At 32.7% G+C, this 14304-nt stretch carries 11 protein-coding genes, 5 tRNA genes and 4 pseudogenes; all 20 read left to right on the top strand.

Annotation, left to right across the window (positions count from 1 at the left end; genetic code table 11):
• The first annotated feature begins 73 nt into the window (after positions 1-73).
• The 20 genes and pseudogenes from ACZ1HD_RS05140 (at position 74) to rpoB (ending at position 14246) form a co-directional block, all read left to right on the top strand.
• A pseudogene (locus ACZ1HD_RS05140) lies at positions 74-1664 on the top strand (alanine/glycine:cation symporter family protein).
• A gap of 68 nt (positions 1665-1732) precedes the next feature.
• The gene (locus ACZ1HD_RS05145; RefSeq protein ID WP_472688817.1) at positions 1733-2146 is read left to right on the top strand and encodes a hypothetical protein; all 414 of its coding nucleotides are present in this window, start codon (positions 1733-1735) and stop codon (positions 2144-2146) included.
• Positions 2121-2555: a ComEA family DNA-binding protein gene (locus tag ACZ1HD_RS05150; protein WP_472688818.1), complete on the top strand. Its 435-nt coding sequence runs from the start codon at positions 2121-2123 to the stop codon at positions 2553-2555. Before ACZ1HD_RS05145 ends, ACZ1HD_RS05150 begins: the two co-directional genes overlap by 26 nt.
• Positions 2556-2576: 21 nt before the next feature.
• The gene (locus tag ACZ1HD_RS05155) at positions 2577-3743 is read left to right on the top strand and encodes an acyl-CoA dehydrogenase family protein (RefSeq protein WP_340934437.1); all 1167 of its coding nucleotides are present in this window, start codon (positions 2577-2579) and stop codon (positions 3741-3743) included.
• A gap of 216 nt (positions 3744-3959) precedes the next feature.
• Positions 3960-4158, top strand: a pseudogene (gene rpsU / locus ACZ1HD_RS05160) (30S ribosomal protein S21).
• 157 nt (positions 4159-4315) lie between these two features.
• Complete coding sequence (locus ACZ1HD_RS05165; protein WP_472689287.1) at positions 4316-5140, top strand: tyrosine-type recombinase/integrase; 825 nt, start codon at positions 4316-4318, stop codon at positions 5138-5140.
• Positions 5141-5146: 6 nt separating this feature from the next.
• The gene (hpf, locus tag ACZ1HD_RS05170; protein WP_077808822.1) at positions 5147-5455 is read left to right on the top strand and encodes a ribosome hibernation-promoting factor, HPF/YfiA family; all 309 of its coding nucleotides are present in this window, start codon (positions 5147-5149) and stop codon (positions 5453-5455) included.
• Positions 5456-5558: 103 nt separating this feature from the next.
• Positions 5559-5632: transfer RNA gene (locus tag ACZ1HD_RS05175), tRNA-Thr, on the top strand.
• Between the two features lie 54 nt (positions 5633-5686).
• A tRNA-Tyr gene (locus ACZ1HD_RS05180) sits at positions 5687-5768 on the top strand.
• A 13-nt stretch (positions 5769-5781) separates the two neighbouring features.
• Positions 5782-5854 (top strand) — tRNA-Gly (locus tag ACZ1HD_RS05185).
• Between the two features lie 15 nt (positions 5855-5869).
• A tRNA-Thr gene (locus ACZ1HD_RS05190) sits at positions 5870-5942 on the top strand.
• 60 nt (positions 5943-6002) lie between these two features.
• Positions 6003-7190: an elongation factor Tu gene (tuf, locus tag ACZ1HD_RS05195; RefSeq protein WP_340934429.1), complete on the top strand. Its 1188-nt coding sequence runs from the start codon at positions 6003-6005 to the stop codon at positions 7188-7190.
• A gap of 82 nt (positions 7191-7272) precedes the next feature.
• Positions 7273-7345: transfer RNA gene (locus ACZ1HD_RS05200), tRNA-Trp, on the top strand.
• Between the two features lie 18 nt (positions 7346-7363).
• On the top strand, positions 7364-7561 hold the full coding sequence (gene secE / locus ACZ1HD_RS05205) for a preprotein translocase subunit SecE (protein ID WP_077808824.1): 198 nt from the start codon (positions 7364-7366) through the stop codon (positions 7559-7561).
• 2 nt (positions 7562-7563) lie between these two features.
• Positions 7564-8115: a transcription termination/antitermination protein NusG gene (nusG, locus tag ACZ1HD_RS05210; protein WP_077808825.1), complete on the top strand. Its 552-nt coding sequence runs from the start codon at positions 7564-7566 to the stop codon at positions 8113-8115.
• Positions 8116-8185: 70 nt separating this feature from the next.
• Positions 8186-8623 (top strand): 50S ribosomal protein L11, encoded by a 438-nt coding sequence (rplK, locus tag ACZ1HD_RS05215; protein ID WP_077808826.1) that lies wholly within the window; start codon positions 8186-8188, stop codon positions 8621-8623.
• Positions 8624-8643: 20 nt separating this feature from the next.
• Positions 8644-9333, top strand: a complete 690-nt coding sequence (gene rplA / locus ACZ1HD_RS05220) for a 50S ribosomal protein L1 (RefSeq protein ID WP_077808827.1) — start codon at positions 8644-8646, stop codon at positions 9331-9333.
• 19 nt (positions 9334-9352) lie between these two features.
• Positions 9353-9870 (top strand): annotated as a pseudogene (gene rplJ, locus ACZ1HD_RS05225) (50S ribosomal protein L10).
• Between the two features lie 50 nt (positions 9871-9920).
• Positions 9921-10295: a 50S ribosomal protein L7/L12 gene (gene rplL / locus ACZ1HD_RS05230; RefSeq protein WP_079738432.1), complete on the top strand. Its 375-nt coding sequence runs from the start codon at positions 9921-9923 to the stop codon at positions 10293-10295.
• A 190-nt stretch (positions 10296-10485) separates the two neighbouring features.
• Positions 10486-14246: pseudogene (gene rpoB, locus ACZ1HD_RS05235) on the top strand (DNA-directed RNA polymerase subunit beta).
• Positions 14247-14304: the final 58 nt, after the last annotated feature.

The following is a 14304-nucleotide window of genomic DNA, read 5'->3' on the forward strand; positions in this document are numbered from 1 at the left end:
CTTAAAACTTGTTAAAAGAGCATTTTTTTATGATATTGCGGGTCACTAAATTTAAATTAATCAAATTTCTATTATGAATAAAAAACTTCTTTCGTTGCTAATGTTAGCAACACCCTTTTTACATTTGCTCAAGAAAAAGGTTTAGATCAACAAATTGATGAAGCATTTGGTAATGCAACAGGATGGTTTGTAGATTTTATTTTTTATCAAATTCCTTTTACAGATACTATTAGTATTTATTGGGTTTTGTTCCCTTTAATATTAGGGGCTTTATATTTTACAGTTTATTTTAACTTCATCAATTTTAGAGGTTTCTTTACTTCAATAAATATTGTTAGAGGAAAATATGACGGTTTAGAAGGTAAAGGCGAAAATAAAGCTATTGAAGTTTCAAATACTGTTTCAACAACAGAAGAAGGTGATAATCCGGATACAATTAGAGTAGAGGGACATGAAGGTGAGGTTTCGCATTTTCAAGCATTAACAGCAGCGCTTTCTGCAACTGTAGGTTTAGGTAATATTGCAGGTGTAGCAATTGCTGTTTCAATTGGTGGTGCTGGTGCAACATTCTGGATGATAATTGCTGGTTTCTTAGGAATGGCGTCTAAATTTGTAGAATGTACTTTAGGTGTAAAATATAGAGATATCGAAGCAGATGGTACTGTTTACGGAGGACCAATGTATTATTTAACAAAAGGATTAAAAAATAAAACGCTAGGTAAAATTTTAGCAGCTTTATTTGCAATTTTTGTTATTGGTGGTTCTTTTGGAGGAGGAAACATGTTTCAGGTAAATCAAGCTTTTCAATTAGTTCAAAATATTACAGGTGGTTCAGAATCTGTTTTAGCAGGTAAAGGTTGGTTGTTCGGTTTGGTTATGGCTATCTTAGTTGGTATTGTAATTATCGGTGGAATTAAGAAAATTGCTAAGGTTACAGATAAAATTGTTCCTTTTATGGTTGCAATTTATGTGGGTGCAGCATTGTTTGTGATTTTTGCAAATTATGATATGATTGGTGATGCTTTCTTACAAATTTTTAATGGAGCTTTTAGTCCGAAGGAATTGCTGGTGGTGCAATTGGTGTAATGATTCAAGGTTTTAGAAGGGCAGCATTTTCTAATGAAGCAGGTATTGGTTCTGCTTCTATTGCGCATTCAGCAGTAAAAACTAAATATGCAGCAAGTGAAGGAATGGTTGCTTTATTAGAGCCATTTATTGATACTGTAGTGGTTTGTACAATGACTGCTTTAGTGTTAATTATTACAGGTAATGTAACTGCAGAAAATGCATCTTTAAATGATGCGCAAGCAATTTTATTAACTTCAGGAGCTTTTGAGTCGGCTATTTCTTGGTTTCCATACGTGTTAACAGTTGCAGTAGTTTTATTTGCATTTAGTTCTATGATTTCTTGGTCTTATTATGGTTTTCAAGGTTGGTCTTATTTATTCGGAAGATCAAAAAAGATGGAATACACTTACAAAGTTATTTTCTGTATTTTTGTTGTAATAGGTGCGGCAGCTAGTTTAGGTTCTGTAATTGGTTTCTCTGATGCAATGGTATTTGCAATGATGGTTCCAAACATGATAGGTTTAATTCTTTTAGCGCCTAAGGTTAAAGTAGAATTAAAGAAGTATATGAGTGCTATTAAAACAAACAAAGCATAAAAAGTACAAATGAACATATTCAAATCCCATTTCGGTATAATAAAAACCAAAGAAATGGGATTTTTTTATTGGTTATAATTATAGCTTTATTCCAAGTTTTAATTTTCTTTTATAAAGACTCAAGTAAAGATGTATCAATAATTGATAATGCTCGAACTTTAGCCTTTTATAAGAAGATAGATAGTTTAAAATTAATTGCTTTAGAATCAAGAAAGCTTAAGTTATATCCTTTTAATCCGAACTATATCACGGATTATAAAGGTGCTCAATTAGGAATGTCTATAAATGAAATAGACAAATTACTTGCTTACAGAAAGCGAAATCAATTTGTGAATTCTAAAGAAGAGTTTCAGAAAGTTACAAATGTTTCAGATTCACTTTTAAATAGAATTGCTCCGTATTTTAAGTTCCCTGATTGGGTTACTCAACAAAAAACAAGTACATCTAATTCTACTATTGTTAAATATTCTAAAAAAGAATAAAACTCCATCGACAACAGATATTAATAAAGCAACTTTAGAAGATTTTAAAACAATTGAAGGAGTTGGAGATAAAATTTCAGCCGTAATTATTAAGTATCGTTCTAAATTACAAGGATTTTCTATGTTTAGTCAACTAGACGAAATATGGGGTGTTAAGCCGGAAGTTTTGGTTAAAATTAAACAAACCTTTAAACTTATAGAATTACCATATATTCAAAAAATCAATGTAAATACAGCTTCTTTTAAGGAAATTCTTAAAACTCCGTACGTAGATTATGAATTATGTAAAAAGATATTTGAGTACAGAGATGAGGTGGCTGAATTGCAAAATATTTCACAATTAAAAAATATCAGTGGTTTTCCGTTAGATTTGTATGACAGAATAGTCTTATATTTGGTAGCTAAATAAACAACTCAAAATTCTTACCGGATGAACAGTATGTACTTTACTGAAGAACACGACGCTTTTCGTGCAAGTTTTAAAGATTTTTTACAGAAGGAAGTAGTTCCTCATATTGATAAATGGGAAAAAACAGGAACCATAGACAGATTTATTTGGAAAAAATTTGGCGAAATGGGATATTTCGGCTTGTGCACACCGGAAGAGTACGGAGGTTTAGATTTAGATTTATTCTACACCGTAATTTTTTTAGAAGAATTGCAAAAGGTTAATTCAGGTGGTTTTGCAGCAGCAATGTGGGCGCATGAATTTTTAGCAATGACACACCTTAATAAGGAAGGTACAGAATTTATCAAACAAAAATATCTTGTGCCGAGTGTAGAAGGGGATAAAATTGGTTGTCTTTGTATTACAGAGCCTTTTGGTGGAAGTGATGTTGCGGGTATGAGATCTACAGCTATTAAAAAAGGTGATAAGTATATTCTAAACGGATCTAAAACTTTTATAACTAACGGAGTTTATTCAGATTATTTAATAGTTGCAGCAAAAACAGATCCTTCGGATAAATATAAAGGGATTAGCATTTTTGTTGTCGATAGAGAAGCAAAAGGTATTTCTGCAACGAAATTAGATAAACTTGGTTGGAGAGCTTCAGATACTGGAGAAATTGCTTTTGATAATGTAGAAATTCCTGTTGAAAACTTAATGGGAGAAGAAGGAAAAGGCTTTCCTTATATCATGCAACATTTTGCTTTAGAAAGGTTGATAATGGGTGTAAATGCACACGCAAGAGCAGAATTCGCAGTAGATTATGCAATTAATTATATGCAAGAAAGAGTTGCTTTTGGCAAGTCTTTAGATAAATTTCAAGCTTTAAGACATAAAATAGCAGAAATGTCTAGTAAAGTAGATATGTGTAGAGAGTATAATTACTCGATAACTAAAAGATTAGATTTAGGAGCTTATGTTGTTAAAGAAGCAAGTATGTCTAAATTATTATCTACAAAGATAGCAGATGAGGTAATTTATGATGCTTTACAACTTTTAGGAGGTTATGGTTATATGGAAGAATATCCTATGGCAAGGTTGTTAAGAGATAGTAGATTAGGACCGATAGGAGGAGGAACTTCAGAAATACTAAAAGAGATTATAGCAAAAATGGTAATCGATAATAAAGAATATAAACCAGCTACCTAGTACATTTTTATATTTTATTATTTTTTGACTGTATAATGATTATTTAAAAACCTGTTTTAAACTATTGAAAATTAGAGTAAATAGACTATTTAAAATAAATTTAATTTAGTAATTGTTATTTCATAATTTGTAACTACATTTGCAAACCAAAAAATAAACCAAATAGTCATTGTGCTATTCAAAATATAAAGATACTATGAAGGGAGGTGCTAACTTATGTTAATTATACCTATTAAAGAAGGAGAAAATATAGATAGAGCGTTAAAACGTTATAAAAGAAAAATTCGATCGTACAAAGACGATGAAGAACTTACGTAACAGAAAAAACTTTACAAAGCCATCTGTAGCGAAAAGAGCTCAAAGAATAAAAGCTTCTTACGTTCAAAGATTAAGAACACAAGAAGAGGTTGGATAAATCTAACGTATTCTTAAAATAATAAATCTCGTACTAATTTTAGTGCGAGATTTTTTTGCTTTAAAAACACTAAATTTGATTATTAAAAATCAATAATGTTAATCAATTCTTTTTTAGATTATTTATCCTTAGAAAAAAATATTCTAAGCATACTATAATTGCATACAAAACAGATTTAACTGCTTTCAATGAATTTTGTTTATCAGAATTTGAATTAGATGATTTGTTAGAGGTGAAATATCCTTTAATTAGAAGTTGGATTGTAAGTTTAGTTAATTCTGATGTATCAAATAATTCTATAAACAGAAAAATTAGTTCATTAAAATCATTTTATAAATTTTTACAAAAAACAGGTCAGTTAGATAGTAATCCGTTAGCAAAACATAGAGCTTTAAAAATCAAAAAGAAAGTTCAGGTTCCTTTTACTGTAAAAGAAGTGAATGCTGTTATAAGTTCTCTTGAGCATGATAATAGTTTTGAAATTCTTCGAAACAAGTTGTTGGTAGAGCTATTGTACTCTACGGGAATTAGAAGAGCGGAGTTAATCAATATAAAATTACAAGATATAAATTCTACAAATAATACTATAAAAGTCTTGGGTAAAAGGAATAAAGAACGTTATGTGCCAATACTTCCCTCTGTGTTAATTTCAATAAAAAAGTATTTACAAGAGAGAAACAAAGAAGGTTTTGTTTCAGAATATTTGTTAATTACTTCAAAAGGAAATAAATTATATGAAACACTTGTTTACAGAATTATAAATTCTTACTTTAGTGAAGTCTCATCAAAGGTAAAAAAGAGTCCGCATATATTAAGGCATTCTTTTGCAACACATCTTTTAAATGAAGGGGCAGACTTAAATTCGGTTAAAGAATTGCTAGGGCATACATCTTTAGCCTCTACTCAAATCTATGCTAGTAATAGTTTAGAAGTAATAAAAAAAGTGTATAACAATGCTCACCCTAGAAGCAACAAAAAATGATAAGGTATGAAAGTATTCACGCAATCGGTAAATTTTAATGCAGATAGTCAATTAATAACGTTTGTAGAAACTAAGGTTTTAACATTGTCAAAATTTCATGATAAGATAGTTGATGCAGAAGTGTTTTTAAAAGTTCAAAACACAAGTGATAAAGAAAATAAAATAACAGAAATAAAAATTAATATACCTGGTAGCGAGTTGATTGTGAAAAGAGAAACGAAAACTTTTGAAGAAGGAGTGAATGCCGCAGTTGATAATTTAAAGAGACAATTAAAAAGATCAAAAGAGAAGTTAAGAGATTCTATGATTTCGTAAAACGAAAAAAAAACAAAAAAACTTAAAAAAAGTTTTGGAAATTGAAAAAACTTTATACATTTGCAAACCGTTAGAAATAGCGTGTTGTTTTTAAACAACGAAAGCCGATGTAGCTCAGCTGGCTAGAGCAGCTGATTTGTAATCAGCAGGTCGTGGGTTCGAGTCCCTCCATTGGCTCAGTAAATTAAATTGCATTTGTAATTTAAAAGTTCATTAAAATAGTAAATTATCGGGGAGATACTCAAGCGGCCAACGAGGACGGACTGTAACTCCGTTGACTATGTCTTCGCAGGTTCGAATCCTGCTCTCCCCACAATTTACAATTTGCGAAAGTAGCTCAGTTGGTAGAGCGTCAGCCTTCCAAGCTGAATGTCGCCGGTTCGAACCCGGTCTTTCGCTCTAAAATATCAACAAGCCGGTGTAGCTCAGTTGGTAGAGCGCATCCTTGGTAGGGATGAGGTCGTGGGTTCAAATCCCATCGCTGGCTCATTTTTTATGTATTATTAGACACTAAATATATTTAAACTAAGAATTAAAATTAATAATTATGGCAAAAGGAACTTTTGACCGTTCGAAACCACACTTAAACATTGGTACTATCGGACACGTAGATCACGGTAAAACAACTTTAACTGCGGCTATTACTAAAGTATTAGCTGATGCAGGATTCTCTGAGGCTAGATCTTTTGATCAGATTGATAATGCTCCGGAAGAAAAAGAAAGAGGTATTACAATTAACACTTCTCACGTAGAGTACCAAACTGAAAAGCGTCACTATGCACACGTAGATTGTCCAGGTCACGCCGATTATGTTAAGAACATGGTAACGGGTGCTGCTCAAATGGATGGTGCTATTTTAGTTGTTGCTGCAACAGATGGACCAATGCCACAGACTAGAGAGCATATCTTGTTAGGTCGTCAGGTAGGGATTCCTCGTATCGTTGTTTTCTTAAACAAAGTTGATATGGTTGATGATGAAGAGCTTTTAGAATTAGTTGATATGGAAGTTAGAGAATTATTATCTTTCTATGAATATGATGGAGATAATGGTCCTGTAGTTTCAGGTTCTGCTTTAGGAGCTTTAAATGGTGAGCAAAAATGGGTTGATACTGTTCTTGAATTGATGAGAGAAGTTGATGCTTGGATTGAAGAGCCATTAAGAGAGGTTGATAAAGATTTCTTAATGCCTGTTGAAGATGTATTCTCTATTACAGGTCGTGGTACAGTTGCAACTGGTCGTATTGAGACTGGTATTGCAAACACTGGAGATGTTGTAGATATTATCGGTATGGGAGCTGAAAAAATGACTTCTACTATTACTGGTATTGAAATGTTCCGTCAAATCTTAGATAGAGGTGAGGCTGGAGATAATGCAGGTATCTTATTAAGAGGTATTGCTAAAGAAGATATTAAAAGAGGTATGGTAATCTGTAAGCCAGGTTCTGTAACACCACACGCTAAATTTAAAGCAGAAGTTTATGTTTTAAAGAAGGAAGAAGGTGGTCGTCATACTCCATTCCATAACAATTACCGTCCACAATTCTATGTAAGAACTACGGATGTTACAGGTACAATTAACTTACCTGATGGTGTTGAAATGGTAATGCCAGGAGATAACTTAACAATTACTGTAGATTTAATCCAGCCAATCGCATTAAACGTTGGTTTACGTTTCGCTATCCGTGAAGGTGGTAGAACTGTAGGTGCAGGTCAGGTAACTGAATTATTAGATTAATATTTTATATATTGATTTATTAAGTATAAATTTAAAAGGGTGTCCCGATTTTATCGGGATGCCTTTATAAATGAAATAATAAACGGGTTTAGCTCAGTTGGTAGAGCACTGGTCTCCAAAACCAGGTGTCGGGAGTTCGAGTCTCTCAATCCGTGCAAAAACATACAATTAGAATGAAGTTTATACAATATATTAAAGATTCTTTTGATGAACTAAGTAATCACATGACTTGGATCTCTAAAGAAGATGCGCAAAAGACAACAGTAACAGTAGCAGTGTTCACTATTTTGTTCGCTTTAGCTGTAGCAGGTATAGACTATGTTTTTCAAACAGGTTTGGATAACTTTTTCACAATGTTTAAATCTAATTAGAGATGGCGACTGATTCAGTAATGAAATGGTATGTTGTTAGGGCCATTGGTGGACAAGAGAATAAGGTAAAAGCTTACATAGAGACAGAAATCTCTAGGGTAGGCTTATCTGATTATGTAAGCCAAGTAATAGTACCTACAGAGAAAGTTGTACAAGTACGTAATGGTAAGAAAATAAATAGAGAAAGAGTTTATTTTCCTGGTTACATTATGGTTGAAGCTAATTTATCCGGTGAAGTACCTCACGTTATTAAAGCAATTACAGGTGTAATTGGTTTTTTAGGTGAAACTAAAGGAGGTGAACCTGTACCTATGCGTAAATCTGAAGTGAACAGAATGTTAGGTAAAGTAGATGAATTATCTGTAAGAGATGAGAATGTTGCAATTCCATTTAATATCGGAGAAACAATAAAAGTAGTTGATGGGCCATTTAATGGTTTTGATGGTACTATTGAAAAAGTAAATGAAGAAAAGCGTAAGCTTGAGGTAATGGTTAAAATATTCGGAAGAAAAACACCATTAGAATTAAGTTATATGCAAGTAGAAAAGATATAATTGTTACACAAATATATATCGATTTATTTTTTGGCTTCCAACTTAAAATAAATCATTAAACATTTTTAAAATGGCAAAAGAAGTTAGTAAAGTAGTTAAGTTACAAGTAAGGGGAGGCGCAGCGAATCCATCGCCGCCGGTTGGACCCGCTTTAGGTGCTGCTGGTGTTAACATTATGGAGTTCTGTAAACAGTTTAATGCAAGAACGCAAGACAAACAAGGTAAAGTATTACCTGTTGTTATTACTGTTTTCAAAGACAAATCGTTTGATTTTGTTGTAAAAACTCCTCCTGCAGCAGTTCAGTTACTAGAAGCGGCCAAAATTAAAAAGGGTTCAGGTGAACCAAACAGAAAGAAAGTAGCATCAGTTACTTGGGATCAAATTAAAACAATTGCAGAAGACAAGATGGTAGATTTAAATGCCTTTGAAGTTTCTTCAGCAATGCGTATGATTGCAGGTACAGCACGTTCTATGGGATTAACAGTAAAAGGTGATGCACCAGCATAAACTTTATAAAAAGTAGTAAAATGGCAAAATTAACAAAAAAGCAAAAAGAAGCTTACGCAAAAGTAGATAGCTCTAAATCTTATGATTTAGCAGCAGCTTCAGCTCTAGTCAAAGACATTACTAATGTAAAGTTTGATGCATCAGTAGATTTAGCAATTCGTTTAGGAGTAGATCCACGTAAAGCTAATCAAATGGTTCGTGGTGTTGTAACATTACCTCACGGAACAGGAAAAGATGTTAAAGTTTTAGCATTAGTAACTCCGGATAAAGAAGCAGAAGCTACAGCAGCAGGTGCAGATTATGTAGGGTTAGATGAATATCTTCAAAAGATTAAAGGTGGTTGGACAGACGTTGATGTTATCATCACGATGCCAAGTGTAATGGGGAAATTAGGTCCTTTAGGTAGAGTATTAGGTCCAAGAGGATTAATGCCGAACCCAAAGACTGGTACTGTTACTATGGATGTTGCAAAAGCCGTTCAAGATGTTAAAGCTGGTAAAATAGACTTTAAAGTAGATAAAACTGGTATTGTACATGCTGCAATTGGAAAAGTATCTTTTGATGCTAAGAAGATTGAAGAGAATGCAAACGAGTTAATACAAACAATTATTAAATTGAAACCTACAACAGCAAAAGGAACGTATGTAAAAAGCGTTTTCATGTCTAGTACGATGAGTCCTAGTATAGCTGTTGAAGTTAAAACTGTTTAATACGTTAAAACTTATAATTATGACTAGAGAAGAGAAATCACAAGTAATACAAGATTTAACAGCAGTATTAGCAGATACAAACACTTTATATTTAGCAGATATTTCGGATTAGATGCACAAACAACATCTAATTTAAGAAGAGCTTGTTTTAAAGCAGGAGTTCAGTTATCAGTTGTTAAAAATACATTACTTGCAAAAGCAATGGAAGCTTCAGATAAAGATTTTGGAGACTTACCAACAGTATTAAAAGGAAATACATCAATGATGATTTCTGAGGCTGCAAATGCACCTGCGAAATTAATCAAAGAATTTAGAAAGAAATCTAAAGATAGACCTTTATTAAAAGGTGCATTTGCAGAAGAATCTATTTATATTGGAGATGATCAATTAGATGCTTTAGTAGATATTAAATCTAGAGAAGAATTAATTGGAGAAATCATTGGATTATTACAATCTCCTGCTAAGAATGTTGTTTCAGCATTACAGTCAGGTGGTCAAACACTTTCAGGTATTATTAAGACATTATCTGAAAAATAATTACGCGCACAAATAAACTATAATAAACAAAATTTTTAAAAACAATTAAAATGGCAGAATTAAAAGATTTCGCAGAGCAATTAGTTAACTTAACAGTAAAAGAAGTTAATGAATTAGCTACTATTTTAAAAGATGAGTATGGTATCGAACCAGCTGCAGCAGCAGTAGCAGTAGCAGGACCAGCAGCAGGTGGAGCAGAAGCAGCTGATGAGCAAACTGAATTTGATGTTATTTTAACAGCAGCAGGAGGTTCTAAATTAGCAGTTGTTAAATTAGTTAAAGAATTAACTGGTTTAGGATTAAAAGAAGCTAAAGGTATCGTAGATAGCGCACCAGCAGCAGTAAAAGAAGGTGTATCTAAAGATGAGGCTGAAGGTCTTAAAGCATCTTTAGAAGAAGCTGGAGCTGAGGTAGAGCTTAAGTAAGCTATTACTCCCGACGTGTAAACGTAACGGGAAAACAAATTTAGGTTTAGGTACTAGGGACACTTGTCTCTAGACCTAAACCATTTTGTGTATATATTCGTTCTTTATTTTAATTCAGATTTTAATCAAAAAATATACTCTTTTGGCAACGAAAAACACTACTGAAAGAATCAACTTCGCAACTTCTCAAATGATTAAAGAATATCCAGATTTCTTGGATATTCAGGTAAAATCTTTCCAAGATTTTTTCCAACTTCAAACGAAAGCAGAAGAAAGAGGTGAAGAAGGTTTGTACAAAACCTTCATGGATAACTTTCCAATAACAGATACAAGAAATCAATTCGTATTAGAATTTCTAGACTACTTCGTAGATCCACCAAGATATTCTATTCAAGAATGTATCGAAAGAGGTCTTACGCACAGTGTGCCTTTAAAAGCACGTTTAAAACTTTACTGTACAGATCCAGAACACGAAGATTTCGAAACAATTGTACAAGATGTTTATCTTGGTACAATACCTTATATGACAAACTCTGGTACCTTTGTAATAAATGGAGCAGAGCGTGTGGTAGTTTCTCAGTTACATAGATCACCAGGTGTGTTCTTTGGACAATCTTTCCACGCAAATGGTACAAAATTATATTCTGCAAGAGTTATTCCTTTTAAGGGATCTTGGATAGAATTTGCTACCGATATCAATCAAGTAATGTATGCTTACATTGATAGAAAGAAAAAATTACCAGTAACAACATTATTCAGAGCCATAGGTTTTGAAAGAGATAAAGATATATTAGAAATTTTTGACCTTGCAGAAGAAGTAAAAGTTTCTAAAGCTGGATTAAAAAAAGTATTAGGTCGTAAATTGGCTGCTAGAGTTTTAAAAACTTGGCATGAAGATTTCGTAGATGAAGATACTGGTGAAGTAGTATCTATCGAAAGAAACGAAATTATTTTTGATCGTGATACAATTTTAGATAAAGAACATATAGACGAAATTATAGATGCAGGTGCTAAAACCGTTTTACTTCATAAAGAAGATAACGACATGGCAGATTATGCAATTATACATAATACGTTACAGAAAGATCCTACAAATTCTGAAAAAGAAGCAGTAGAACATATTTATAGACAATTACGTAATGCAGAACCGCCAGATGAGGAGACTGCAAGAGGTATTATAGATAAATTATTCTTTTCTGAACAAAGATATAATTTAGGTGAAGTAGGTCGTTTTAGAATGAACACCAAACTTCAGTTAAATGAGCCTATAGATCAAAAAGTATTAACTAAATTAGATATTATTACTATAATAAAATATTTAATTGAATTAATCAATTCTAAGGCAGAAGTAGATGATATTGATCACTTATCTAACAGACGTGTAAGAACCGTAGGAGAGCAATTAGCTGGTCAATTTGGTGTTGGTTTAGCTCGTATGGCAAGAACAATTCGTGAGCGTATGAATGTGCGTGATAACGAGGTGTTTACACCAATCGATTTAATTAATGCCAAGACTTTATCATCTGTAATTAATTCTTTCTTTGGTACAAACCAGTTATCTCAATTTATGGATCAAACGAATCCGTTAGCAGAGATTACACATAAGCGTAGATTATCTGCACTTGGTCCAGGTGGTTTATCAAGAGAAAGAGCAGGTTTTGAGGTTCGTGATGTTCATTATACACATTATGGACGTCTATGTCCTATTGAAACACCGGAAGGGCCAAATATTGGTTTAATTTCTTCACTTTCTGTATTTGCAAAAGTTAATAATTTAGGTTTTATCGAAACGCCTTATAGAAAAGTAGATAATGGTGTTGTTGCTAAAGAAGAGCCAACATATTTAAGTGCCGAAGAAGAAGAAGGTAAGAAAATTGCTCAATCTAATTTAGAACTTAAAGAAGATGGTAGTATTGTTTTAGATAGAGTTATTGCTCGTGAAGAAGGAGATTTCCCGGTTGTTACACCGGATGTAATTGACTATATGGATGTTGCTCCAAATCAAATTGCGTCAATTTCAGCATCTTTAATACCATTCTTAGAGCATGATGATGCGAACAGAGCCTTGATGGGATCTAACATGATGCGTCAAGCTGTACCATTGTTAAGACCAGAATCTCCAATTGTTGGTACTGGTTTAGAGCGTAGAGTTGCAAAAGATTCTCGTATTTTAATTAATGCAGAAGGAGCAGGTGAAGTAATTTATGTTGATGCTAATAAAATTACAATTAAGTATGATAGAACAGAAGAAGAAAAACTTGTTAGTTTTGATTCTGATGAAGTTTCTTACAACTTAATTAAGTTTAGAAAAACCAATCAAGGAACTAACATTAACCTAAAACCAATTGTAGAAAGAGGTGATAGAGTTGAAGAAGGACAAGTTCTTTGTGAAGGTTATGCAACACAAAAAGGAGAATTAGCTTTAGGTAGAAACATGAAAGTAGCCTTTATGCCTTGGAAAGGGTATAACTTTGAGGATGCAATCGTAATTTCAGAAAAAGTTGTTCGAGAAGATATATTTACATCTATTCATATTGATGAATATTCTTTAGATGTTAGAGATACAAAATTAGGTACCGAAGAGTTAACTAATGATATTCCTAACGTTTCTGAAGAAGCTACAAAAGATTTAGATGAAAACGGAATGATTAGAATAGGTGCAGAAGTTAATCCTGGTGATATCTTAATTGGTAAGATTACACCAAAAGGAGAATCTGACCCTACTCGTGAAGAAAAATTATTACGTGCTATTTTTGGTGATAAAGCAGGTGATGTTAAAGATGCATCATTAAAAGCTTCTCCATCATTAAGAGGTGTAGTAATTGATAAAAAATTATTTAGAAGAGCCTTAAAAGATAAAAATAAGAGAATTAGAGATAAAGAAGCGGTAGCTACTTTAGAGCAATCTTTTGTTTCTAAATTTGAAGGTTTAAAAGACGAATTAATCGAGAAATTATTTACTTTAATTAGTGGTAAAACTTCTCAAGGAGTATTTAATGATTTAGGAGAAGAAGTTTTACCAAAAGGTAAAAAATATACTCTTAAAATGTTAAACTCTGTTGATGATTATGTGCATTTAACTGGTTCTTGGACAACAGATAGCGACTTAAATAAATTAGTAGGTGAACTAGTTCACAACTACAAGATTAAAGTAAATGATTTACAAGGATCATTACGTCGTCAAAAGTTTACAATCTCAGTTGGAGATGAATTACCAGCAGGTATTTTAAAATTAGCTAAGGTTTACATTGCTAAGAAACGTAAGCTTAAAGTTGGTGATAAAATGGCAGGACGTCACGGTAACAAAGGTATTGTTGCACGTATAGTTAGAGCAGAAGATATGCCTTTCTTAGAAGACGGAACTCCAGTAGATATCGTATTAAATCCATTAGGTGTACCATCTCGTATGAATATTGGTCAAATTTATGAAACTGTTCTTGGTTGGGCAGGTCAAAAATTAAACACTAAATATGCAACACCTATTTTTGATGGAGCATCTTTAGAGCAAATTAACGGTATTACTGATGAAGCTGGCGTACCAAGATTTGGGCACACATATTTATATGATGGAGGAACAGGTAAACGTTTTGATCAACCAGCAACGGTTGGTATCATTTATATGATTAAATTAGGTCATATGATTGAAGATAAAATGCATGCTCGTTCTATAGGACCATACTCATTAATTACACAACAGCCATTAGGAGGTAAAGCTCAGTTTGGTGGTCAACGTTTTGGAGAGATGGAAGTTTGGGCCCTTGAAGCATATGGTGCATCAAGTATCTTAAGAGAAATCTTAACAGTAAAATCTGATGATGTTATGGGTAGAGCTAAAACATACGAAAGTATTGTGAAAGGTGAAACTATGCCAGAACCTGGTTTACCGAATCATTTAACGTATTAATGCACGAACTTAAAGGTTTAGGTTTAGACGTTAGATTAGAAGAATAACAAAAATTGATGTAAGAAGTAGGTTTTTTAATCTACTTCTTATAATCATTTATTTATA

This window comes from Polaribacter sp. HA6-7 (assembly GCF_055693625.1).

Excerpts from the sequence above, each read along its gene's own strand:
- ACZ1HD_RS05155 (WP_340934437.1), top strand. The coding sequence starts at position 2,577 with ATGAACAGTATGTACTTTACTGAAGAACACGACGCTTTTCGTGCAAGT.
- hpf (WP_077808822.1), top strand. The coding sequence starts at position 5,147 with ATGAAAGTATTCACGCAATCGGTAAATTTTAATGCAGATAGTCAATTA.
- tuf (WP_340934429.1), top strand. The coding sequence starts at position 6,003 with ATGGCAAAAGGAACTTTTGACCGTTCGAAACCACACTTAAACATTGGT.
- secE (WP_077808824.1), top strand. The coding sequence starts at position 7,364 with ATGAAGTTTATACAATATATTAAAGATTCTTTTGATGAACTAAGTAAT.
- nusG (WP_077808825.1), top strand. The coding sequence starts at position 7,564 with ATGGCGACTGATTCAGTAATGAAATGGTATGTTGTTAGGGCCATTGGT.
- rplK (WP_077808826.1), top strand. The coding sequence starts at position 8,186 with ATGGCAAAAGAAGTTAGTAAAGTAGTTAAGTTACAAGTAAGGGGAGGC.
- rplA (WP_077808827.1), top strand. The coding sequence starts at position 8,644 with ATGGCAAAATTAACAAAAAAGCAAAAAGAAGCTTACGCAAAAGTAGAT.
- rplL (WP_079738432.1), top strand. The coding sequence starts at position 9,921 with ATGGCAGAATTAAAAGATTTCGCAGAGCAATTAGTTAACTTAACAGTA.